Origin of the sequence: Mangrovimonas sp. ST2L15 (genome assembly GCF_001280515.1) — a bacterium.
GTDB lineage: Bacteria > Bacteroidota > Bacteroidia > Flavobacteriales > Flavobacteriaceae > Mangrovimonas > Mangrovimonas futianensis.
Genome location: NZ_LBIQ01000015.1, coordinates 1 through 23,489 on the forward strand (window position 1 = coordinate 1; position 23,489 = coordinate 23,489).

20 protein-coding genes are annotated in these 23,489 nt (G+C 36.8%); 16 read left to right on the forward strand and 4 right to left on the reverse strand.

Going from position 1 to position 23,489, the window contains the following annotated elements; genetic code table 11:
• The first annotated feature begins 470 nt into the window (after window positions 1-470).
• The 13 genes from ZA07_RS00385 to ZA07_RS00445 all read left to right on the forward strand — a co-directional run bounded on the left by ZA07_RS00385 (window position 471) and on the right by ZA07_RS00445 (window position 10,231).
• Window positions 471-938, forward strand: coding sequence for a GNAT family N-acetyltransferase (locus ZA07_RS00385; protein WP_053969756.1), 468 nt, complete (start codon window positions 471-473; stop codon window positions 936-938).
• Window positions 939-1,126: 188 nt separating this feature from the next.
• Entirely contained in the window at window positions 1,127-1,555 is a 429-nt protein-coding gene (locus ZA07_RS00390) for a MarR family winged helix-turn-helix transcriptional regulator (RefSeq protein ID WP_053969757.1), read from the forward strand.
• A 2-nt stretch (window positions 1,556-1,557) separates the two neighbouring features.
• On the forward strand, window positions 1,558-1,980 hold the full coding sequence (locus ZA07_RS00395; RefSeq protein ID WP_053969758.1) for an organic hydroperoxide resistance protein: 423 nt from the start codon (window positions 1,558-1,560) through the stop codon (window positions 1,978-1,980).
• Between the two features lie 11 nt (window positions 1,981-1,991).
• Entirely contained in the window at window positions 1,992-2,630 is a 639-nt protein-coding gene (locus ZA07_RS00400; protein ID WP_053969759.1) for a nitroreductase family protein, read from the forward strand.
• Window positions 2,631-3,040: 410 nt separating this feature from the next.
• Complete coding sequence (locus tag ZA07_RS00405; protein ID WP_053969760.1) at window positions 3,041-3,775, forward strand: ankyrin repeat domain-containing protein; 735 nt, start codon at window positions 3,041-3,043, stop codon at window positions 3,773-3,775.
• 55 nt (window positions 3,776-3,830) lie between these two features.
• On the forward strand, window positions 3,831-4,340 hold the full coding sequence (locus tag ZA07_RS00410) for a hypothetical protein (RefSeq protein ID WP_053969761.1): 510 nt from the start codon (window positions 3,831-3,833) through the stop codon (window positions 4,338-4,340).
• 99 nt (window positions 4,341-4,439) lie between these two features.
• Entirely contained in the window at window positions 4,440-4,910 is a 471-nt protein-coding gene (locus ZA07_RS00415; protein ID WP_053969762.1) for a hypothetical protein, read from the forward strand.
• A 50-nt stretch (window positions 4,911-4,960) separates the two neighbouring features.
• Window positions 4,961-5,797: a hypothetical protein gene (locus ZA07_RS00420; RefSeq protein WP_053969763.1), complete on the forward strand. Its 837-nt coding sequence runs from the start codon at window positions 4,961-4,963 to the stop codon at window positions 5,795-5,797.
• A 55-nt stretch (window positions 5,798-5,852) separates the two neighbouring features.
• Entirely contained in the window at window positions 5,853-6,875 is a 1,023-nt protein-coding gene (locus tag ZA07_RS00425) for a tetratricopeptide repeat protein (protein ID WP_082316475.1), read from the forward strand.
• Window positions 6,876-6,995: 120 nt separating this feature from the next.
• Window positions 6,996-7,436 carry a VOC family protein gene (locus tag ZA07_RS00430; RefSeq protein ID WP_053969765.1) on the forward strand — a complete coding sequence of 147 codons (441 nt, stop codon included), beginning with the start codon at window positions 6,996-6,998 and terminating at the stop codon, window positions 7,434-7,436.
• A gap of 51 nt (window positions 7,437-7,487) precedes the next feature.
• A complete protein-coding gene (locus ZA07_RS00435; RefSeq protein WP_053969766.1) occupies window positions 7,488-8,663 on the forward strand; it encodes a P1 family peptidase in 1,176 nt (391 codons plus the stop codon).
• Between the two features lie 118 nt (window positions 8,664-8,781).
• Complete coding sequence (locus tag ZA07_RS00440; protein WP_231628602.1) at window positions 8,782-9,639, forward strand: alpha/beta hydrolase; 858 nt, start codon at window positions 8,782-8,784, stop codon at window positions 9,637-9,639.
• 160 nt (window positions 9,640-9,799) lie between these two features.
• Window positions 9,800-10,231, forward strand: coding sequence for a hypothetical protein (locus ZA07_RS00445; protein WP_197276678.1), 432 nt, complete (start codon window positions 9,800-9,802; stop codon window positions 10,229-10,231).
• Between the two features lie 76 nt (window positions 10,232-10,307).
• Here the strand turns inward: ZA07_RS00445 and ZA07_RS00450 are convergent, their stop codons facing one another.
• Window positions 10,308-11,774 carry a glutamate synthase subunit beta gene (locus ZA07_RS00450; protein WP_053969767.1) on the reverse strand — a complete coding sequence of 489 codons (1,467 nt, stop codon included), beginning with the start codon at window positions 11,772-11,774 and terminating at the stop codon, window positions 10,308-10,310.
• A 7-nt stretch (window positions 11,775-11,781) separates the two neighbouring features.
• Complete coding sequence (gltB, locus tag ZA07_RS00455; protein WP_053969867.1) at window positions 11,782-16,287, reverse strand: glutamate synthase large subunit; 4,506 nt, start codon at window positions 16,285-16,287, stop codon at window positions 11,782-11,784.
• A 423-nt stretch (window positions 16,288-16,710) separates the two neighbouring features.
• Here gltB and ZA07_RS00460 point away from each other — a divergent pair, with 423 nt between their 5' ends.
• The 3 genes from ZA07_RS00460 (at window position 16,711) to metK (ending at window position 19,781) form a co-directional block, all read left to right on the forward strand.
• Window positions 16,711-17,049 carry a P-II family nitrogen regulator gene (locus ZA07_RS00460; RefSeq protein ID WP_053969768.1) on the forward strand — a complete coding sequence of 113 codons (339 nt, stop codon included), beginning with the start codon at window positions 16,711-16,713 and terminating at the stop codon, window positions 17,047-17,049.
• Window positions 17,050-17,058: 9 nt separating this feature from the next.
• Window positions 17,059-18,297, forward strand: coding sequence for an ammonium transporter (locus ZA07_RS00465; RefSeq protein WP_053969769.1), 1,239 nt, complete (start codon window positions 17,059-17,061; stop codon window positions 18,295-18,297).
• A 230-nt stretch (window positions 18,298-18,527) separates the two neighbouring features.
• Window positions 18,528-19,781 (forward strand): methionine adenosyltransferase, encoded by a 1,254-nt coding sequence (gene metK, locus ZA07_RS00470; protein WP_053969770.1) that lies wholly within the window; start codon window positions 18,528-18,530, stop codon window positions 19,779-19,781.
• Window positions 19,782-19,835: 54 nt separating this feature from the next.
• On the opposite strand, the gene ZA07_RS00475 is transcribed toward metK, so the two are convergent.
• On the reverse strand, window positions 19,836-22,565 hold the full coding sequence (locus ZA07_RS00475; protein ID WP_053969771.1) for a carboxypeptidase regulatory-like domain-containing protein: 2,730 nt from the start codon (window positions 22,563-22,565) through the stop codon (window positions 19,836-19,838).
• A gap of 32 nt (window positions 22,566-22,597) precedes the next feature.
• Complete coding sequence (locus ZA07_RS00480; protein ID WP_053969772.1) at window positions 22,598-23,473, reverse strand: GLPGLI family protein; 876 nt, start codon at window positions 23,471-23,473, stop codon at window positions 22,598-22,600.
• Window positions 23,474-23,489: the final 16 nt, after the last annotated feature.

Consider the following 23,489-nt stretch of genomic DNA (forward strand, 5'->3'; position numbering starts at 1 on the left):
GCATACAAGATTTTTTTCTTGCCATAAGGCGATTCAAATTCCTGATCATTGCCTACAATATGTTCCCTAAACTTTGAAAAATAAGCTTCAAGCTCCGTTATTTGTTTAACATCCGAATCCATCATTTTCACTAAGCTAATTAAATGTGTCTGTATTTGTTGTCCTCAAAACCATTCACAAAAGAGCTGCACAAAAAGGTTGCCGCCTCATAAATCATCATAATTTCTTAATGGTTTCTATGACTTTGCAAAGGTAGTGAAGAAATTGAATTGAGAATCCAATTTCTTAAATTCCTGCCTTTAAAATTAGCCATATCCTCTACCAAGTAGTAATCTTGAACATCAAACTTTTAGATAATTTTCTACAATTTTTGAATTTAATATGTAGCTTTAACTTAATCCTTAAAACATTACATCCCAATGATTTGTTGGACCATACATTTGTTAAGTAACGACCAAAAATAATTTAAAGTGAAATTAAGAACTCTAGGATTAAACGAGAACAAATTAAACCCCATTTTTGATTCTCCGGAAAGCCAGCAATTGTTGGGCATTTATGAAAGTTACTATCCAAAAATAGGATTTATCCCTCCTTGGATTGCCTACCTTATCTTGAAAGACGACAAGGTAGTAGGAACTTGCAGTTTTACTGGAAGTCCAAAAGATGGAGCTGTTGAAATTGCCTATTGGACATTCAAAAAATTTGAAGGACAAGGCGTGGCATCCTTTGCTTGTGCAGCTCTTATATCTATTGTAGAAAAAGAGAATCCTGATTTAAAGGTCATTGCCAAAACTGCTCCAGAACATAATGCTTCCACCAAAATATTGGAAAAAAATGGTTTTATGTTTTCCAAAATTGTTCAAGATGATGATATAGGAGATGCTTGGTTATGGATTCGAAACGCTTCAATAGATAGCCAAAATCATATGAAATCCTAAGAATTATATTTTTTAAAAAGCCTACATATAAAGAGATTTCAAAATTTAAGGAAACAATAGTCCTTTCATTTTTATACTTCACATAAGTTAATTTCATAAAAGTAGTCAGGCCATTTTCACAAATATTTAGCACAATTAAATTGTACACAATTTAATTGTGCGTTACTTTTGTATTTTATTTTAAAGTCATGTCAGAAAATTTAAAATTAAGCAATCAAGTGTGCTTTCCTGTTTATACGTTAGCCAAAGAAGTGATTAATCTCTATAGACCTATGTTAAAGGATTTAGACCTAACCTACCCTCAATATTTGGTCATGCTTGTTCTGTGGGAAAGTGGTGAGCAGCATGTTTCTGAAATAGGCTGCAAATTGCATTTAGACAGTGGTACGCTAACCCCATTGCTGAAAAGGCTAGAACAAAAAAAGCTAATAGAAAGGAATAGAAACAAGAATGATGAACGCATTGTTCAAATTAGTTTGACCCCTTCGGGTAAAAAAATGTATGAAAAGGCCGAATGTATTCCTGATCAAATGGCGTCATCATTTAATATTCCAATCAATCAATTGCAAGAACTAAAAGAAATCATTGAACAAATTTTAATCCAGATTAATAAATAAGAATGAAAACAATCTATACAACAGCTGCCAAAGTAACTGGTGGAAGAAATGGACATGTAAAAAGCGACAACGGCATACTAGATCTAGAAGTTCGCCTTCCAAAAGCCATGGGAGGAGAATCGGATAACTACCCAAATCCTGAGATGTTGTTTGCAGCAGGTTATGCGGCTTGCTTTGACAGTGCCTTAAATCTTATCATAAACAAAAAGGGAGTCGATGCTGGTACAACCACTGTTAATGCACATGTCAGCATTGGCATGGTAGCTAATGGCGGATATGCCCTAGCCGTAACACTCGATATAAACATCCCTGGGGTTTCCATGGAAGAAGCTAAATCTTTATCTGAAAAGGCACATGAGATCTGTCCTTATTCCAATGCCACCAGCAACAACATTGAAGTTACATTAAACACAACAAACCATTAAAATAATAAGAAATGTCATTAATAGAGAATCTTGAATGGAGACATGCGGTAAAGGCATTTGACCCAAACAAAAAAGTAAGCAAAGCCGATATTGAAAAAATAATTGAAGCCGCCAGACTAGCTCCAACTTCTTCTGGTCTGCAACAATTCAGACTTATTTTAGTATCAGATCAAGAAATTAAAGAAAAATTAGTTCCAGGAGCTTTAAATCCAGATTCTATGAGAGATTGTTCCCATATCTTGGTTTTTGCAGCTTGGGACAATTACACGGCTGAAAGAATTGATAAAGTTTATGACTATACCACTGATGAACGTGAATTACCTCGTGGAAGATTTAGTAGTTATACTGACAAATTGAAAGAAATCTATTTAAATCTTCCGGCTGAAGTTAATTTTGCCCACACTTCGAGACAGACCTACATTGCATTAGGTCTAGCCCTAGCGCAAGCTGCCGAATTAAAAATTGACACCTGTCCAGCTGAAGGTTTTGACAACCAAGTTGTGGATGAAGTACTTGGATTGCAAGAGATGGGACTTAAAAGTGTATCATTAATTTACATTGGGTATTCTGATGAAGAAAAAGATTGGGTGAAACCTTTGAAAAAAGTAAGGATCCCGAGAGAAGAGTTTGTGATAGATATGCATTCATAAACTCCTATTTCCTTTTAGGAAGTTAAAAGTATTGAAAGACCAGATATTTAAAAGCGATAAGGAGCTTGAAAATGTCTGGTTTTTTAATTTTTTAAACAAAAAAATTTTACTAAAATCTTTACATTCGATAGATTTTCATCATTTTATTTAATGTCTTAGAATCTTTATCGCCATAAGAAACTGGCTTACAAGGCCCTACTATCACTCTTGCCTTATCATTTTATTCTAAAGAATTTTCTTTCAGAATTTAAAATAATTTTCTAGATTTAAAATCTCTCCTAAGGCCTAAATAATAGCTTGTATTAAAGAAGCTATTTAATAGAATTAACTAAAAACAGCAATAAACATTATTAGCTAGATGCACATGTATTTGGCCAACTTTTATACCCCTTTAAAAACCTAACTTAACCATGAAAAAAACAGTTTTCACGCTACTCCTTGTTGGCTTAACCTCTATTGCCTATACTCAAAAACTTTACAAGGCCATTGAAAAAGGAGATTTCTCCAAGACAGAAACCCTCATTAAGAAAGGAGAAGATGTCAATGAATATAATAAAAATGGTTTATTTCCTTTATGGAGAGCTGCTGCTGATAATAATTATAAAATATCAGAACTTCTCATCAAAAATGGAGCCGATGTAAACCAGATTAGCAAATTGAATTCTGCCAACTCTTCATCAATTGAATATCCTTGTCAAGAAGGCTACTTTGAAATTGTAAAACTACTCGTTGACAATGGTGCCAATGTGAATTTTAGAGGTTATCTTGATTTTACCCCAATAAGAGTAGCAGCAAGAAACGGACACCTAGAAATTGTAAAATATCTTAGTGAAAATGGAGCAGAAATTGACTTTAAAGCGAAAGATCAAGCCACACCTCTAGAGCATGCCGCATCCAAAGGTCATTATGAAATATCTAAATATCTTATTGAAAAAGGAGCCGATGTAAATAACCAGGATAAAGATGGAGATTTCCCATTAGGTGAAGCTGCCAAAAGTGGTTATTTAGAACTTATCCAGCTTTTAATTGATCATGGAGCTGATTTGACATTGAAAAATAAGGATAATAAAAATGCTTATGATTTAGCAAAGGAGAGAGGTCAAAAGAAAGCAGCAGACCTAATAAAAAAGTATATGACGAAATAATTTTATTCAATAATTTGAATGCTACCATAAACAAATAATTAGATTTTAAAACCTTATGGAAAACCCTACCTGCCCTTGTTGTAAAATAGCTATTTTAGAAAGTACGCCTATCTGCAGTAATTGCCAATTCCCCTTTAACGGTACCGAAAAAGAAAAAGCTATTCACATTGGAAGATTTATAAGTAGTAAAGGAGTCCTTACAGATTCTGATGACTCAATTTCAAAAAGCCAAAAGATACTCTCTGTCATAACAGTTCTAAACACCATTTTTTTAATAATTGGTATTACTAAAGGCAATTATATGATTTTAGACATTATTCTAAATGGCTTTATCACTTTGATTTTCCTCTTATGTGCCATCTTTATTAAAAAGATGCCTCTTGTCTTGACTTGCATTCCCTTGTTTCTTGTCATTGGTATTAATATTTTAAATTATTTTATTAACCCAATCTCTATCCTTTCTGGTATTGCAATGAAGCTTGTAATCATCATAAGTTTAGGATACAGTGTCTATCTCATTGTTCAAGCAAAAAAATTCCAAAAACAATTTAAAATAGTCCCATAATAACTGAATCGCATCATCACCTACTGAAATTACAATTTTCAAATTCTTAACTGACCATTCACAAAGCACCCGTTTAAATACTATGTAAACTATTCAATTATGAAAAAATCAATATTAATCACACTTTTTATTCTTGCAGTTAGCTATTCAAATGCTCAAAATTTTGTTGAATTAGCTAACTACGAATTCAAAACTCCTGAAAGTTATCAAACTGAAAAGAGCAAAGTGCTTATGTGTGCAAATTACCTTTTCGACAACCCAGCGAACAAATCAGAATTAAATAGACTTTCAGCCATTCAATATATTATGAAGTGGATGACAGGAACTCCAGATTACTCCTTTGAAATAGGCGAGAAATCAATGGATCTAACTAAAGGAAACTCCGATCTTTTGGGTCTTTATATGGCGGCAATGTCAAAAGTTGTTTTAGAGAATGAAGGCACAATTTTATCCAATGATGAAATTTACAAACAATCTGCAGCGCTTCTCGTAACTTATTGTGCCAATTCTGAAAACCATATGAAACCATCAAAAAAAATCAGAAAAATACTTAAAAATCAAAATGGCTAAAGCATTTGTTTTACAAATAATTTTAACCCTTAACTCCTGAACCATTCCATATGATTCCTAAGCTTCTTTTGTATTTTATATTTATAACAGGTGTATGGGTAAATGCCCAAAACCAAAATCCAGATAATATCTTAAAAGAAGGAAAACTGCTCTATAGACTAGAAAAAGGTTCTTGGTATGGCACTGATCATATGTTAGAAAATTTCCCTAATAAAAATGACTCTATTGGAGGGTACCTATCTTATGAAACACCACATAATAAAATCAATACTATTTTCTTTAGCCGATTTGATTCGAATAAAATACTTATCCGCTATGAGTTTGACAGCATTCCTAAACCAGAGCCTTCAAAAATTGACAGCTTGAATCGAAATGCAACTCTTTTGGAAAAAAATTTAATTCTAATGAGAAAAGATGCTAGCAGTAGAGTTTATTCAAACAAAGATCAATTTTTTACATTTTATGAAAATACTGCCCTAAACTTTATTCCTGTAATAAGTAAGAAGGAAAGGGCCGTATTTATCATAACAGGACCTCAAGTCTCTGGTGTGGTTTTGATAGGTAATGATTACAAACTTAATTATGACAATAATAATAAGTTTGTAAATAAGAAAAAGATCCATAATTCTATTTTACAATTCCCTTACCGCTCTGAAAATGATAAAAGCCCAATAACTACAACTTTTCATTCTCATTTGATTACAGAATTTATTTCATCTACTGACATTTGTACATTATTGCTTTACAAGGACTTCTTAGAATGGGAAAAACACTATGTGATTCACAAAAAAGAGGTATCCATTTTTGATTTAAAAAATGAAACCCTTTTCACAATGAAAAAAAAGGCTTGGGATAAGATTAATAATCACGAAGAAAATAAAAAGTAAACTTTGTATAACGCTCCAACAAATTCTACAACAATAAACCCATAAAGCATTCAAAATGAAATCAAAACACCTCCTCTTAAGCTTTCTTTTTTTACTCTTTTGGTCATTTACCATGAGCGCTCAAGACCAAATTGAAGACATCGTAGAAGAGGGAATTGCCTACCATGATAAAGGAGAGTTTGCTCAAGCCATAGAAACTTATAAAAAAGCCTTAAGTATTGATCCAAATTCCACCTTGGTGAATTATGAAATAGCTTTTAGTAATTTCTGCAAAGGAGATTATGAAGAGGCTATCAAATATTCGGATAATGTGCTTATTCAGGAAAATGGAAACATGTTAGAAGCCTATACAACAAAAGGATCAGCTCTTGATATGCTTGGAAAGACAAAAGAATCCATAGAGTTGTTTGAAAAAGCTATTAAAAAGATGAATGGCCACTATTTACTTTTTTACAATTTAGGATTGAATTACTACAAAACAAACGATTTGGACAAAGCCGAAGTTAATGTGATAAACGCCATCGAACATAACCCTAACCACTCCAGTAGCCATCTCATGTTAGCAAATATCCAAAATCAAAAAGGGAATGCTGTACCAACCTTATTAGCTACCCATTATTTCCTTTTCTTGGAACCAGATTCAAAAAGATCCATTCAAGCTTTAGATATGCTTTACAAGAATTTTGGGGGAAATGTATCCAAAGATCCCAACCAACCAAATACTATTAATATTTTGGTTTCCAATAACGATAACAGTTCTTTTGGCACAGCAGAGCTCATGATTTCCATGCTAGAGGCATCTAAGTCTCTAGAAGAAAATAAGGAAAAAACTGAAGACGAAATGTTTGTAGAAAATACCGAATCTTTCTTTAAGGTATTAGGCGAAATGAAAAAGAAAAGAAACAAGGAAATTTGGTGGACCTTCTACGTAACCTTCTATTATGATTTAGCCAAAAGTGACCACATAGAGACTTACTGTAAGTACATTACACAAAGTAACAATGAGGATTCACAGAAATGGTTGACGGATCATGAAAGTAAACTTATTGAGTTTGATAGTTGGTTAAAAAGTAATTAATCATCAAAAACATATAGAATTTATAAGGACCACACCTTCTTTGGTGTAGCCAGAAAGTATTTTTTGCCATATCAAAAAAATTCAAGACCTTAAACTCTTGAAAACCAATAACAAAAAGATATGGCTCAAATAAATCCTTACATCCATTTTAATGGTAACGCTGAAGAAGCATTTACCTTTTACAAATCTGTTTTTGGTGGAGACTTTGCCATGGTCATCCGTTTTAAAGACCTTCCAAATTCTGAACACCCCATTCCTGAAAGCGAAGCTGAAAAAATCATGCATATTGCTTTACCCATAGGCGAAACAGATTTATTAATGGCCAGTGATACCCCTGAATTCATGGGGAAACATAATGAAAATGAAACACGAAGTAAAATATCCATTAGTGCTGATTCCAAAGAGGAAGCAGACCAGTTATTTAATGGTCTTTCAGCTGGAGGCACTATAGAAGTACCCATTTCAGATAGTCCTTGGGGCTCTTATTTTGGAATGCTTCGGGACAAATATGGTATTGAATGGATGGTGGATTATGATTCAAAATACAGTGGTAATTCTTGATAATCCTTATTTATTAGAAAAAACCAATCATTAATAACTGAATCCATTCCTATGAAAAGAATTTCGATATTAATAATAACCTTATTGCTATGTTTTTATTCCCATGCCCAAAAACCAAGAGCTAGGGATTTAGGAGTCCCTTTTGTTGGAGTGCCTGGATTGAACAATGCCATTACTGACGTTAAGGGTGTTGAGGTAGGTTACAGCACCATCATTTCTGGTGAGGGTGAGAATGTTATTGGCAAAGGACCTATTCGAACTGGTGTCACCGCCATTTTTCCTCGTGGAAAAGCTAAAAAATTCAGTCCTGTTTACGCCAATTGGTATAGTCTAAATGGGAATGGAGAAATGACGGGTACAACATGGGTAACCGAATCTGGATTTCTAGAAACCCCTATCATGATTACCAATACCAACAGCGTAGGAGAAGTGAGGCAAGCCGTATTGAAATGGTTTGTTGACACCGATTGGTACCGTGGAGAGAATTGGTGGTATACTTACCCAGTTGTAGCCGAAACCTATGATGGTTTTTTAAATGATATTTACGGTTTTCACGTTAAAGAAAACCATGTGTTGGAAGCTATTAAAAATGCAAGTAGTGGCAAAATAGCTGAAGGTAATGTTGGTGGCGGTACTGGCATGATGTGTTTGGGTTTTAAAGGTGGCACTGGTACTTCTTCTAGGGTCTTTGAGATTAATGACACTCAATATACAGTTGGGGCTTTGGTACAATCTAATTTTGGAGCTAAAAGAAATCTTTCTATTGCAGGTGTTCCAGTGGGAATAGAACTAAAAGACACCCTAAATTATGAATATAAGGCACCTCCCAAATCGAGTAGACAAGAAGGTGACGGATCAATCATAGTCATAGTAGCCACAGATGTCCCGCTTCTGCCTCATCAGTTAAAAAGAATTGCTCAAAGAATACCGTTAGGGGTTGGTATCGTAGGAGGCCGTGGAAGCAACGGTTCGGGCGATATCTTTTTAGCATTTTCAACCGCTAATGAGAAAGCCTTTAATCGAGGAGAAATGACTACGGTTCAAACTATGTCTAATGATCTTCTCATGCCAGTTTTTGAGGCTACCGTTCAAGTTGTTGAAGAAGCTATAATCAATGCCATGGTAGCTGCAGAAACCATGGAGGGTATCAATGGCAATAAAGCACACGCCCTTCCACACGATTTACTTATTGAGACCTTAAAAAAATATAACAGAATAGAAGACTAAATAAGTTAGAATTAAATTAAAACAGGATCAATACAATAGGGCAAAAAATCAAATACAACTCTTAGATTTCTTAAGAAAAGTCACTAACAGGCACCTACCTGTTCCTATCTTTACAATCATGAATAAACAAATCCCTAGCCTCCTTCAAATGAATCATTTAAAATTGTTATTCCTGTTCGTTTTTTTAGGATGGACACAAATTACCGAGAGCCAAAATATAGAAGGGAGAACAATGACCAACCAATTGGTCATACAGTCCAATATTCTAAATGAAAAAAGGACATGTCTTATTAGTCTTCCCGATTCCTATGAAGAAACATCTTTATTAGACCAAAAATACCCTGTCATTATACTATTAGATGGATACACCTTCTTTAAAACCACTATTGGAGTAGTTCATTTTATGAGTTCAGCAAGAAACCGTAATCATTTGATGCCAGAAAGTATCATTGTGGCCATTGAAAATGTTGACCGCGAACGAGATTTTACAACCACTAAAATCAAAACCAAACGACCAAATACAATGGGAGGAGGCCTAAAATTTTTAAACTTTATTGAAAAAGAATTAGTGCCATTTCTTGATAAAACCTACCGGACAGAACAAACCAGAACACTTATAGGGCATTCTTTAGGAGGACTTCTAGTTTTAAATTCTTATTTGGATGAAAACAGATTATTTGATAGCTACATCGCCATAGACCCAAGCATATGGTGGGATGAGGAAATAATGAAAAACAGAATTGACTCCACCTCTCTTTCAGGCCTGAATAAAAAACTTTACATCGCATCTGCGAACCAAGGAGAAGCTAATTTTGAAAGAAACAAAAAAAGACATGACGCTTTTTATAGTTTAATAAGTGATAGGTTCGGGCCAGATTTAAAAATTAAAGTTGCGTATTTTGATAAGGAAGACCATAGATCCGTTCCTTTAATAGCTCTATATGAAGGGCTTAAATATTTGAATCAAGAAGGTTGAATTATCTCATTAAAAGGCCAGTTAAGGGCTTTTGATTTTATCTGTCTGATTTATCTTCTGAAAAAAAACACAATTTTACTATCTTGTATTAAAAGAAGTTTCAGTTTAAAACAACCAGTAGGCAAATATTCTAAACAATCTTACAAATACCGAATAGCGTATGTATAGAATTAGAAAAGGACTTGAACAACCATTACGCAAAATATTGACATGGCTTCCTTCATTAATCATAACCCTGTTCTACATTCCAAACGCTTTAGATAAACTATTGAACTCCAATCAAACTGATAAAATTGTAGCCAATAGCAATATCATGATTGCTACTGGTGTTTTTCTTTTAATTTCCACCGCCTTGTTTCTATACCGTAAAACCATGCTCATCGGAACCTTTCTTTTGGCTCTTTATATGACCATTATTGTATTTATTCATATGTACAAAGGAAAGCCTTATGAGGTCACTATTTTGATTGTCATTGCAACCATAATGACGACCTACATCAGAAATCCGCAATCATTTCATCACAAAACCTCATCACAAACCAATAAAAGCTTACTTGGAAGGATTAAGTTGTTAAAGACATTACGTAAATAACAGCTGCTAAAAATAGAAAAAGGACGAATTACCAATCCGCCCTTCCCATTTATATTTAGATGCAAAGAAGTAATTTTTACACCCTAGGCAAATCCCCGTCACCCTTTAAAGGCAAATAGGATGTTCCCATTAAAAAGGCATCTACATGGTGAGCAGCTTGTCGGCCTTCAGAAATAGCCCACACAATTAAGGACTGCCCTCTTCTCATATCGCCAGCGGCAAACACTTTGGCTACATTGGTTTGGTAGTTGTTTTCACCTGCCTTCACGTTGGTTCTCATATCGGTTTCCAAACCAAACTTATCCACCAAAGTATCTTCTGATCCCACAAACCCTAGTGCCAAAAGCACCATGTCACATTCCCATTCCTTTTCGGTATCTGGCACCTCTTTTAACACAGGTCTTTGTCCTGGTTTATTTATCCATTCCACCTCACAGGTAATCAAGCCTGTCAAATTTCCTTTTTTATCCTTTTTGAATCGTTTGGTAGAAATACTAAAAACACGCTCCACCCCTTCTTTATGGGACGAACTTGTTCTTAACCTCATGGGCCAATAAGGCCACGGTTGATCAATCCGTCTCTCAATTGTAGGTTTGTGCATGATTTCAAAATTTGTTACCGATTTCGCTCCATGACGGTTACTCGTTCCGATGCAATCGGATCCTGTATCACCTCCCCCAATCACAATCACTTTTTTACCTTTGGCTAAAAGCGCTTCCTTCTCAAATACTTCTCCCGAAACCCGCTGATTGTTTTGTTTTAAGAAATCCATGGCCTGATATATACCCTTGGCATCGGACCCTTCAATTGGAAGCCCGCGACGTTTGGTTGCGCCTCCACACAATACAATGGCATCATACTCTTTCTTCAAATCTTTCACCAGGATGTTTTCGCCCACATGGCTATTGGTTTGAAACTGGATTCCCTCGGCCTCCATCACCTCCACCCTTCTGTCAATGATATGCTTTTCCAATTTAAAATCTGGAATACCATAACGCAAAAGGCCTCCCACTTTTTGATCCCGTTCATACACAGTCACGTGATGACCTGCTCTATTTAATTGTTGTGCCGCTGCCAAACCAGCTGGCCCCGAACCAATAACAGCTACTTTTTTACCCGTTCTTACCTTGGGCGGCTTGGGTTTTACCCAACCATTATTAAAGGCTTCTTCTACTATATTTTTTTCGATATTTTCAATGGTCACTGGGTCTTCATTAATCCCCAGCACACAAGCCTCTTCACAAGGGGCCGGACATAATCGTCCCGTAAACTCAGGAAAATTATTGGTAGCATGCAGAATTTCTGCCGCTTCTTTCCACTTTCCTTTATAAACCTTATCATTGAAATCTGGAATAAGGTTTCCTAAGGGACAACCGCTATGACAAAAAGGAATACCACAGTCCATACATCTGGCTCCTTGATGCTTTAAATTTTCTTCTGGCAGTTTTTCTGTAAACTCTTTATAATTTTTGAGACGGTCCTTAACTGGTTGGTAAGGCTCCACTTCTCTTTGATATTCTAAAAATCCTGTTATCTTTCCCATAATGCGTTTATTGCGTTACCATTTTTTCTTCCTCTTCCAATTTAATTAATGCCTGACGGTATTCTTCAGGTAATACCTTAATAAATTGAGGCAAATACGTTTCCCACTCTTCCAATACTTTTTGAGCTAAAGGGCTCAATGTCGCATTGTAATGGTTTTCTACCAACTCCTTCAGAAGTAAGATATCCTGCTCCTCTTCAACAGGCAATAGGTTCAAGTGTTCTGAATTACAATGCGCCTTAAAGGTTTTGGAATCATCTAAAACAAAGGCAATACCGCCACTCATACCAGCACCAAAATTCCTACCTACTTTTCCAAGAATGACAGCTACACCACCTGTCATGTATTCGCAACCATGGTCGCCAATTCCTTCTACAACAGCCTTGGCACCCGAATTTCTAACACAGAAACGCTCTCCAGCTTTTCCATTGATATACACTTCACCAGAGGTGGCTCCGTAAAGAGTTACATTGCCAGTTATGACATTATCTTGCGGAATAATATCCGATTCTTCGGGAACTTTTATTATTAGTTTAGCTCCTGAAAGACCTTTCCCCAAATAGTCGTTGGTATTTCCGTTAACAATCATGGTAAGTCCTTTGGTTCCGAAAGCACCAAAACTTTGGCCTGCCGAACCTGTAAAATTCAAATTCAAGGTGTTTTCGGGTAAGCCCTGGGCCCCATATATTTTTGAAATTTCATTGCTTAAAATAGCCCCTACCGCCCGGTCAATATTGGTAATTTTGAAATCGAGATAGGTTTTTTCCTTCCTAAAAATGGCAGGATGAGCCATTTCTAAAATTTTAAAATCCAGATGCGTTTCTAAGTGATGCTCTTGGTTTTCAGCATGGTGAATTTTGACATGCTTAGGTGTACGAATTACATGCAGAATGGGTGACAAATCAATTCCTGAAGACTTGAAGTGCTCAATAGCTCGATTGCGATCCAATTTTTGAACTTGCCCGACCATTTCATCAACCGTCTTAAATCCTAACTGGGCCATAATCTCTCGCAATTCCTGAGCCACGAAATACATGTAATTAACAACATGCTCTGGTTTTCCTTCAAACTTTTTACGCAACTCCGGATTTTGGGTTGCGATACCTACAGGGCAGGTATTTAAATGACATACACGCATCATGATACATCCAGATGCCACCAATGGTGCCGTAGCAAATCCAAATTCTTCAGCTCCTAACAAGCAGGCAACGGCTACATCTCTTCCAGTTTTTAATTGCCCATCACATTCTAAAACCACACGACTTCTTAAATCATTCATCACCAACGTTTGTTGCGCCTCAGCAACACCCAATTCCCATGGCAACCCGGCATGTTTTAAGGAAGTAAGCGGTGAAGCCCCTGTGCCGCCATCATGACCGGAGATTAAAATCACATCTGCCTTTGCTTTGGCCACACCAGCGGCAACGGTACCCACTCCCACTTCTGAGACCAATTTCACATTGATACGGGCTTCTCTATTGGCTGATTTTAAATCGTAAATCAATTGGGATAAATCCTCAATGGAGTAAATATCGTGATGAGGAGGTGGCGAAATCAATCCCACATAAGGGGTCGAGTTTCTCGTTTTGGCAATAAATTTATTCACTTTAGGACCTGGCAATTGGCCACCCTCTCCCGGTTTGGCTCCTTGAGCCATTTTAATTTGAATTTCTTGAGCGCTAGTCAGGTAATTTGAAGTCACCCCAAAACGACCCGAAGCCACCTGCTTGATGGCACTGTTTCGCCAATCACCATCCGGACTCTTATAAAACCGCTCTTGATCTTCTCCTCCTTCTCCCGAATTGCTTTTTCCTCCAATACGGTTCATGGCAATGGCTAAATTCTCATGCGCCTCTTTACTTATGGAACCATAAGACATGGCACCCGTTTTAAAGCGTTTAACAATATCTGTCCAAGGCTCTACCTCATCAATAGGTATCGGGTCAAAATTTGTAAACTCAAACATACCTCTGAGTGTCATCAATGCCTTTGACTGGTCATTGACCAACTGCGAATATTCCTTATAGGTTTTCGGGTTGTTTTGACGAACCGCCTCTTGCAATTTGGCAACAGACAAGGGATTGAACATATGTTTTTCTCCATTTCTCCTCCATCTGTATTGTCCCCCAATTTCCAAATCCAAATTAGCCTCAATATCCTTAGCCTTGTAGGCTGCTTTATGTCTTTTCCTTATTTCCTTTTCAATTTCATGCAAACCAATACCTTGAATCCTTGTCACCGTGTTTGGAAAATACTTTTCCACTGTTTTGGTGTTGATCCCGATACACTCAAACAACTGGGCACCCCTATAGGAGTTAAGGGTTGAAATCCCAATCTTGTTCATAACCTTTAAAATCCCTTTACCTACTGCCTTGTTGTAATTCTGAATGGCCGTTATAAAATCAACATCTACAATTTCCTTTTCTTTTAATTGCTCTTTGATAATCTCATTAACCATATACGGATTAATGGCACTAGCGCCATAACCAAACAATAAGGCAAAATGATGAACTTCCCTTGGTTCTGCAGATTCTATGATGATACTTATTTTGGAGCGTTTCCCTAAAGCATAAAGTCCGTTGTTCACATAAGAACAAGCCAATAAAGCAGGAATAGGTGCTTTCTTATCATTGACGCCACGATCACTTAAAATAATAATATTTGTGCCCGTATCAATAGCCTCTGAAGCTGTTTTTACCAAGGCTTCGAGACGTTCTTCCAAACCATTAACGCCTTTGCCCACTTCATACAACATGGAAATTGATGTTACTTGGTAATTAGGGCTTTTATCATAGTGTTTGATCTTATCTAAATCCTGTTTGGAAATTACTGGGTTTTGAATTTTCAGCTTCCTACAATGCTTCTCGTTTATCTTAAAGATATTGGTGTCACTACCCAAGGTTAAACTAATATCTGTAATCAACTCCTCCCTAATACCATCCAATGGCGGATTGGTTACTTGAGCAAACAGTTGTTTAAAATAATTGTATAAGAGTTGTGGCCTTTCAGACAATACCGCTATGGGGGTATCACTCCCCATAGAACCGATCGGTTCTTTGCCTCCTTGGGCCATTGGTTTAATAATGGTATTCAAGTCTTCCTGGGTATAACCGAAAACAGTTTGTCTTTTATGAAGACCTTCTTCCAGATGAATGATGGGTCCGTCACCATAAGGAATATCTCTAAGGTGTATTAAATTATTCTTCAACCATTGCTGATAAGGATGCTTAGAAGCTACTAATTCCTTAATTTCCTCATCGTTCACAATTCGGCCTTCATCCATGTTCACCAAGAACATTTTACCCGGTTCCAATCGGCCATGGAATTTGACATTTTTTGGATCGATTTCTAAAACACCCGTTTCTGAAGACATGATGACATAGTCATCCTTGGTAACCGTATACCTTGATGGTCTCAAACCATTCCTATCCAATAGCGCACCAATGTATGTACCATCGGTGAAAGGAATAGAGGCCGGACCATCCCATGGCTCCATTAAACAGGAGTTAAATTCATAAAATGCCTTTTTGGTTTCAGACATTTCTGGGTTTTTCTCCCAAGCCTCAGGAACCAACATCATCATGACTTCTGGCAAACTTCTGCCAGTCATCAACAACATTTCAACCACCATATCCATTTGAGCTGAATCCGATTTTCCTTTAAGAACAGTAGGAAGCACTCGCTTCAAATTCTTTCCGAACAGGTCACTTTTCATTAGCTCTTCACGAGAAAACATTCGGGACACATTTCCTCTTAAAGTATTTATCTCTCCATTATGACACATGTACCTAAATGGCTGAGCTAAATCCCAAGTTGGGAAGGTATTGGTAGAAAATCGTTGATGCACCAAGGCTAATTTGGCATCCAATAAAGGATCTTGTAGATCCTTGTAATAGACACTAATATCCTCTGGCATCAAAAGTCCTTTATATATAATGGTCTTGGTTGACAGACTGGGTAAATAGAAAAAACTGGCCTCAGACACCCTAGAATTATAAATGGTATGTTCTGCTATTTTTCTAGCTGTGTATAACTTTACTGTAAAGTCAAAATCGGTTTGCTCATCATTTTCTTTACCTATAAAAACTTGTCTTATGGTAGGTTCGGAAACCTTAGCTATTCTACCAATATTTGAGTTGTCAACAGGTACGTTTCTCCACCCCAAAAGCTTGAGACCTTGCTCCTTAATGGACTCTTCAAAAACAGTGACACAATAATCTGTTTGATTAATTTTCTTGGGAAGAAACACATTACTCACAGCATATTGTCCGCGTTCAGGCAATTCAAAGCCACAATTCTTCACAAAAAAGTCATGCGGAATATCAATCAAAATACCAGCGCCATCACCAGTTCTTCCATCAGCACTTACGGCTCCTCTATGCTCAAGTTTTACCAAAATTTCGAGCGCCTTGTGAATGATATCATTGGAACGTTTTCCTGTGAGACTACAAATAAAACCGGCACCGCAATTATCGTGTTCAAATTCGGGCAAATACAATCCTTGTTTCTTCATCATTGTTCTTTCGTTTTTAACTATTAAAATTGGGGGAAAAGGATTTCTAAGTTACGGAATAAAGAAGCCCTATCCTTAAAATCCAATCATTATTACGAATTCCTTAAAATACCCTTATCATTTTTTTAATAAAAAAAATAACCAACCTCATTATTATCGACTTTAAAATAAAAAACAGAAATTTTACGATGTTAATTTGTTAAAATCATCAACTTTTATCAATTTTAATCAGGAACAAAAGCCCGCAAACCGGCTACAGGCCTACGATTACAGAATTTAAATATATTTTAAGTTCAACCCTATTTTTAAAAGGGGTTGAATACTATTTTTTATCAATTATTAAGTTTTAACCATCATTTTTTTAGGGTATAATGTCTTTTTTTATAGATTTACACCCGAAAAATTTGTTCTAATTTTTTTGAAATGAAAAAAATCGAAGCCATCATCAGAAAATCAAAATTCAGCGAAGTCAAAGAAGCCTTACATGAGGTTGGGGTCATGTTCTTTTCCTATTGGGATGTCACCGGCGTAGGCAATGAAAAAGAGGGCCATGTTTATCGTGGTGTATCCTATAGTACCAGCGACATTCAAAGACGCCATTTATCTATTGTAGTTAATGATGATTTTGAGGAAATCACCATAAAGACCATTTTAAAATCGGCTGCTACGGGTGACGTTGGTGATGGAAAAATTTTTGTAAGCGATATCAATGAAGTTTACAGAATACGAACTGGAGAAAAAGGAGGAGATACTTTAAAATAATTAATAGCTATGGAATTAACTATCAACAATGTTTGGATGATGATTTGTACCGCCTTGGTTTTTTTTATGCACCTAGGCTTTGGTTTTTTGGAGATCGGTTTAACCAGACAGAAAAACACCATTAACATCCTATTTAAAAATATGTTCATCATCACTTCTGGACTGCTTCTTTACTACATCATTGGTTTCAACCTGATGTATCCTGGAAGTTTTTGTCTTGGAGGTGTTTTACCAGATTACTTCATTGACCTTTTTGGACTCTCCCTTCCTGAAAATGGTTTGACAGCCGAATATGCAGATGGCGGTTACACTTATTGGACCGACTTCCTGTTTCAAGGTATGTTTGCAGCCACAGCAGCAACTATCGTTTCTGGTGCCGTTGCCGAACGTATAAAAATAGGCCCGTTTATGATTTTCACCATCATCTACGTAGGCTTGGTTTATCCTATTGCGGGCTCTTGGAAATGGGGAACGGGGTTTTTGGACCAAATGGATACTCCCTTTTATGATTTTGCAGGATCTACTCTTGTACACTCCGTTGGGGGTTGGGCAGCTTTGGTTGCTGTTTGCCTTTTGGGCCCTAGAATTGGGAAATTCAAAAATGGCAAACCACAAGCCATTCCAGGTCATAACATTCCTCTAGCTACAGCTGGGGTCCTAATCTTATGGTTAGGTTGGTTTGGATTCAATGGCGGATCAGTATTATCAGCCGACCCAAGCGCCACTTCAATTACTTTAGTTACCACATGTTTGGCTGCAGCAGCGGGAGGTATGTCTGCTTCTATATTTTCAACTTTGATGTATAAAAACATGGATTTAACCATGTTGCTGAATGGTATTTTAGGCGGTTTAGTTGGTATAACAGCAGGAGCTGACCAAATGAGTCCATCTGACGCCATATTTATTGGGGTTGTTGCCGGAATTATAATCGTTTTGGGTGTTGCTTTGATTGATAAATTAAAACTTGATGACCCTGTGGGTGCTATTGCAGTACATTTAATATGTGGAATATGGGGAACGCTTGCCGTAGGCATCTTTGGAAACTTGGCAGGAATGGATCAATTCTTAAGTCAGTTAATCGGGATTGCATGCTACGGTATTTTTTGTTCCACCTGTGCTTTTCTCATCATTTTCACCCTCAAAAAAACCATGGGTATTCGCGTATCAGAAAGGGAGGAATTGGAAGGATTGGATGCTCACGAACACGGCATGGATGCCTATCCTGACTTTCGTTTAAACGAACATTAGAAAGCATTTAATATCAGATATTTTAAGGGTCATTTTTTTTCAAATGGCCCTTTTTCATTTTAACTTACTTTAGTTTTTCAATACAGATTAAATTCGTAGTTTTGCCCACGATATTAATAACGAGGAAAGATTTGAACTGATTGCAACCTCTATAAAACAATGCTAAAGCAGTACTTGCTACAAGTATTCTCTTGCAATCCCTCTCGTTTTCTCGGAAAAATTAAAGTAATATGTCATATTTATTTACTTCGGAAAGTGTTTCTGAAGGACATCCAGATAAAATTGCAGATCAGATAAGTGATGCATTAATTGATAACTTTTTGGCCTTTGACAAGGATTCCAAAGTTGCCTGCGAAACGCTAGTAACTACTGGACAGGTTATTTTGGCCGGTGAGGTTAAATCACATACTTATTTAGACGTTCAAAAAATTGCCAGAGACGTTATCAATAAAATTGGTTACACCAAAGGCGAGTATATGTTTGACGGCAATTCCTGTGGGGTACTTTCTGCCATCCACGAGCAATCTGACGACATAAATCGTGGGGTGGATAGAGCTAGTAAGGAAGAGCAAGGTGCCGGTGATCAGGGAATGATGTTCGGTTATGCCACCAAGGAAACCAATAATTATATGCCTTTGGCATTAGACCTTTCTCATGTCATTTTAAAGGAACTAGCTGTTTTAAGAAGAGAAAATAAAGACATTACCTATTTACGCCCCGATTCAAAAGCACAGGTAACTATTGAATATAGCGACGACAACATTCCACAACGTATTGAGGCAATTGTGGTATCTACGCAACATGATGAGTTTGACGAGGACGAGGCCATGTTAGAAAAAATAAGAACAGACATTAAGAACATCCTGATTCCAAGAGTGGTAGCTCAATTACCTAAACGCAACCAAGAACTTTTTAATGACGATATCAAATACCACATCAATCCTACTGGCAAGTTTGTCATTGGAGGACCTCATGGTGATACTGGTTTAACTGGTAGAAAAATAATCGTGGATACTTACGGTGGTAAAGGCGCCCACGGTGGTGGAGCGTTTTCAGGTAAAGACCCAAGTAAGGTAGACCGAAGTGCTGCTTACGCCACAAGACACATTGCTAAAAACTTAGTAGCAGCTGGTGTATGTGACGAGGTATTGGTACAGGTAAGTTATGCTATTGGAGTCGTAGAACCAATGGGAATTTTTGTAGATACCTACGGCACTAAAAATGTGACCCTGTCTGATGGTGAGATTGCAAAAAAGGTTTCTGAAATTTTTGACATGAGACCAGCAGCTATTGAAGAGCGCCTAAAACTAAGACAACCCATCTATAGTGAAACCGCTGCATATGGCCATATGGGAAGAGATAACGAAATCGTAACCAAAACTTTTTCACAACCTAACGGGGAAACCGTCACCCTAGATGTGGAATTGTTTACTTGGGAAAAATTGGATTATATAGATCAAGTAAAAGAAGCGTTTGGTTTATAAGCTGAATACCTTTAAGTATAAAAAAAGCCTTCCAACTTGGAAGGCTTTTTTGTTTTATAAATTATAAACCGCTCTTAACGTAATAAATCGTGGCTGTATGTAGTAATCGTTGATACTTATAGAAAAGTCTGACACATTGGTTTGTGACTGCGACTGGGTATTTAACAAGTTGGTTGCCTTCAATTCAAACTCCCACTTAGCATCTTGATCCTTACGGTAATTTAAGCTAGCATCCCAAAAATCAAACACCTGCGCTTCTCGATCTTGAGGGCTAACACGCGTATAGGCATACTCTGTTCTAAAGGTAAATCGTTTCCAAATTAAAGCATCAAACTCGACACTTGGCGCGTTGGTAAAGGTCTTGTTATAGGTAGTTCCTAAATCGGAGTCCTGTATACCAAAACGGTATCCCACTTCAAAATTTGGAGCCTCCCTAAAATTGGACCCCAATTGCATTCTGTAGTTTTGATTGTAATTCTCATTGATAGAACGAAGCCCATTAATGAACTGGTTAAACTTGGTATAACTAAAATTGGCACTTGCCGTGGCTCTCAACTTTTTAAAAGTACGCTGAAAACGGCCATTGGCACTTAAACTTTCATCAGAAAAATTAGAGTTAAAAGGGGATGACAAACGAATCACGCTACCATCTTCAAAAATGGATTGATTACGTATTTGATCAATGTTTTTGTTATAATTGATGTTGGCAAACACATTGGTATAGTTGAACATATTAAAGCTGAAATAAGTCAAACTCACATTATGTGACAACGAATTTTCCAAAGCATAATTACCCGTAAAAAAGGAATTGTAATTGTTCATGACTATTCCTTCTGCCAACTGATTGACATCGGTAAATTGGGTTTGCATGCGGTAGTTTATGTTGATATGCTCACTTTTTTTCAATTGGATACGCGTGTCAAAATCGGGTAAAAACTGGAAGAAGTTATTGGTATAATCAATGTTGAATTGTTCATTTTTCGAACTATAAGAATGCACCGAAAAACCTGGGGTAAACGTAAATATACCAGCTTTTAATTGGTAGTGTAACCCCATATATAAATCAGAAAATGTGTAATTGATATCATTTCCTATGAGTCCGTCGTTTATTGAGGGAGCAGGATCTAATGTTTCATTACTATCTAACAATTGAAATATATTGGAGTTGAATTTTTGATTGCTATAAATGGTTCCTAAGGTCAAGTTCAAATTGCTTTTTTGATTCAAGACATACCAATAGTCCAATTTAGCATCCAACTGATTGGTCTTAACACGTTTTTCTTGATTGATATTATAAACTGATTGATTTAAATCCAGCCCCAAACCATCTGCGGTTGAATAATAGTTGTCTGCATCATCAGGCCCATCCATATTCTCCAAGACTGCATTGTAGAAGGGATCCTCATCCTGCAACAAATGCTGTACCTCTAAGGCAAATATATTTTTATCGTTTAGGGTATAGTAATAGTTCAAATTCTGATTGATACTATATGGATCTGAGTTTTCCGATTGATCGGTATTCCCCAAAACAGAGGACACCACATATTGATCCTGAGACTCCTTTGAGGTTCTTGCTAAAATATCGTAATCCAATTGGTTGCTGGAATTCGGTTTGTATTTAGCACTTAACTTGACCATTCCCAAATCACTTTTTTGGTTGGTATTGGTCTGGGTATCTTCATCTGGAATACCAAGATTGCTATTCGTATACTGTATGGAATTGTTTTCCTGCATCCTAGTACGGTTGCTGGTAAAAATGGCAAAACCACTTAAGTCTAACGTCTTTTTAGGAGAATAACTAAAATTAAGAGCCGCGAACTTTGAATTAATCTCCTTGGCTCGGTTATTTTGCATAGTTAAAAAACCAAGATTATTATTCCCTAAGCTTATGTTGGTCCCACTTTGACGACTAGGCATCCGGAATCCTCCAGAAAAATTAAAATAGTCTCTACGCGTAAAAGCGACCTCGCCGATATTATTTAAATCACCAATGAAGTTAATACTGTATTTCGGGTTATAATAAAATAACTTAGGCTGCACCAAATACAAACCATCTTCACTAGCCAGACCAGCACCAGCCGTTACTGTACCAAACCAAAAGTTATCCTTTCCTTCTTTAAGTTTGATGTTGATGGCGATGTTATCCTGATTGTTTTGAACGCCGCTAAGCTGTCCTACCTCAGCAAAGTTTTTTAGAACCTGAACCTTGTCTACGGCATCTGAAGGAATATTTTTGGTTGCCAATTTGGAATCCCCATCAAAGAAATCCTTACCCTCGACCATGACTTTAGAAACCGTCTTTCCTTCCACCTTTATTTGACCATCATCATCAATTTCCACTCCTGGCAACTTTTTGAGAACATCCTCAAGCTTACGTTCGGTACCCGACTTAAAAGAATCGGCATTATAAACAAGCGTATCCCCTTTAACCGTTACTGGCATCTCATAAACCAATTCAACCTCATCCAAAGTATTATCTGATGATAAAGTAAAATCCTTGATGACATTAGACTCTCCCGTGGCCACCTCTTCGTTATAGGTTTTCATACCTACATAACTCACTTGAATAGAATACATGGAATTGGTTTCCAAATCCAATTTGAATTTTCCTTTGTCATTTGTAATCCCATAAGACTCCAAGGCATTGGTTACTTTGTTTATGGCGATGACATTAGCCAATTCCAACGGATTTCCAACACTATCCTTTACAACACCCTGAAGGGTAATTTGTGAAAAAGCTTGCCCGCTAATAATAAGGCATAGCACAATTATTATTTGTTTCATTTGATTTTTTTGATTGGTAAGTAATATTAAAATTAGCGTCGATGACCACCTCCGCCACGTCTTCCACCATACATTTCGCGCATTTCTTCCATTTTATCTTTCATGATTTGGTTATACTCTTTGCGAGTCACCTCTTGGCCCTTTGTAGGTTTTTTGATTTCTTCTTTTTCTTCTGGATTTAAAACTATTTTGGAGCAAAGAATGGTAGTTCTATCTGCATTAACCTCTAAAATTAAACCTGGTAGCCCCCAGTATTCACCAGGCCCTTGGTTTACTGGTATTTGAGGTGTGTACCAAGCTACTACTTCTATTTCCTTAGGCACTTCGATCTCATCCATAGGATCTTTAACTTTCGTTGAGTCCGATTCCTTTTCTGCCTCTTTCTTTTCATCATTATCACGACGGCGTCTCATACTTCTAAAATCCATTTCATCCACAGGTTTTATGGCAGTAGCCTTAAAACATGTGTATTGACCAATCTGCTTGGTTTCTGAACCCATAGTCCATTTAAGTTGTGATAAGGAATCGTTGATTAAAAATTTCTTTCCAAAAAACTCCTGTTCTTGCAACAATTGTTGATCTTTTACATTCTTGTATTGCGGGCCGGCAGTAAAACTCCCCATCATTCTGAATCCACCTCCTTGACCAGGTGCATCCAATTTTTCCTGCTCTTTGTAAATGGACTCAAATCTATTAAAGCTTAGTTCATAGGTCTTTTCAAGAAAACTTTTCATGCGCTCTTGCATCATCTTCTTCTGAGCTTCAGACATCCCTCTACCTCCAAAATTACCCATATCCATGGTTGTTTTGGATTCATAAAATGCCTTTCCTTGAAAGTCTTGAGCTTGAATAAAAGTTGAAAAAAATAATAGAATGACTAGAAGTCTCTGAGTAGTACTAGAATTCATCGATGATTGTTTTTAA

What these genes read in the sequence shown, in the direction of transcription:
- ZA07_RS00450 (WP_053969767.1), bottom strand. Translation starts at nt 11,774, where the DNA reads ATGGGAAAGATAACAGGATTTTTAGAATATCAAAGAGAAGTGGAGCCT.
- metK (WP_053969770.1), top strand. Translation starts at nt 18,528, where the DNA reads ATGTCATATTTATTTACTTCGGAAAGTGTTTCTGAAGGACATCCAGAT.
- ZA07_RS00420 (WP_053969763.1), top strand. Translation starts at nt 4,961, where the DNA reads ATGATTCCTAAGCTTCTTTTGTATTTTATATTTATAACAGGTGTATGG.
- gltB (WP_053969867.1), bottom strand. Translation starts at nt 16,287, where the DNA reads ATGAAGAAACAAGGATTGTATTTGCCCGAATTTGAACACGATAATTGC.
- ZA07_RS00460 (WP_053969768.1), top strand. Translation starts at nt 16,711, where the DNA reads ATGAAAAAAATCGAAGCCATCATCAGAAAATCAAAATTCAGCGAAGTC.
- ZA07_RS00445 (WP_197276678.1), top strand. Translation starts at nt 9,800, where the DNA reads ATGTATAGAATTAGAAAAGGACTTGAACAACCATTACGCAAAATATTG.
- ZA07_RS00475 (WP_053969771.1), bottom strand. Translation starts at nt 22,565, where the DNA reads ATGAAACAAATAATAATTGTGCTATGCCTTATTATTAGCGGGCAAGCT.
- ZA07_RS00415 (WP_053969762.1), top strand. Translation starts at nt 4,440, where the DNA reads ATGAAAAAATCAATATTAATCACACTTTTTATTCTTGCAGTTAGCTAT.
- ZA07_RS00400 (WP_053969759.1), top strand. Translation starts at nt 1,992, where the DNA reads ATGTCATTAATAGAGAATCTTGAATGGAGACATGCGGTAAAGGCATTT.
- ZA07_RS00425 (WP_082316475.1), top strand. Translation starts at nt 5,853, where the DNA reads ATGAAATCAAAACACCTCCTCTTAAGCTTTCTTTTTTTACTCTTTTGG.
- ZA07_RS00405 (WP_053969760.1), top strand. Translation starts at nt 3,041, where the DNA reads ATGAAAAAAACAGTTTTCACGCTACTCCTTGTTGGCTTAACCTCTATT.
- ZA07_RS00410 (WP_053969761.1), top strand. Translation starts at nt 3,831, where the DNA reads ATGGAAAACCCTACCTGCCCTTGTTGTAAAATAGCTATTTTAGAAAGT.
- ZA07_RS00480 (WP_053969772.1), bottom strand. Translation starts at nt 23,473, where the DNA reads ATGAATTCTAGTACTACTCAGAGACTTCTAGTCATTCTATTATTTTTT.
- ZA07_RS00430 (WP_053969765.1), top strand. Translation starts at nt 6,996, where the DNA reads ATGGCTCAAATAAATCCTTACATCCATTTTAATGGTAACGCTGAAGAA.
- ZA07_RS00435 (WP_053969766.1), top strand. Translation starts at nt 7,488, where the DNA reads ATGAAAAGAATTTCGATATTAATAATAACCTTATTGCTATGTTTTTAT.
- ZA07_RS00465 (WP_053969769.1), top strand. Translation starts at nt 17,059, where the DNA reads ATGGAATTAACTATCAACAATGTTTGGATGATGATTTGTACCGCCTTG.
- ZA07_RS00395 (WP_053969758.1), top strand. Translation starts at nt 1,558, where the DNA reads ATGAAAACAATCTATACAACAGCTGCCAAAGTAACTGGTGGAAGAAAT.
- ZA07_RS00390 (WP_053969757.1), top strand. Translation starts at nt 1,127, where the DNA reads ATGTCAGAAAATTTAAAATTAAGCAATCAAGTGTGCTTTCCTGTTTAT.
- ZA07_RS00440 (WP_231628602.1), top strand. Translation starts at nt 8,782, where the DNA reads ATGAATAAACAAATCCCTAGCCTCCTTCAAATGAATCATTTAAAATTG.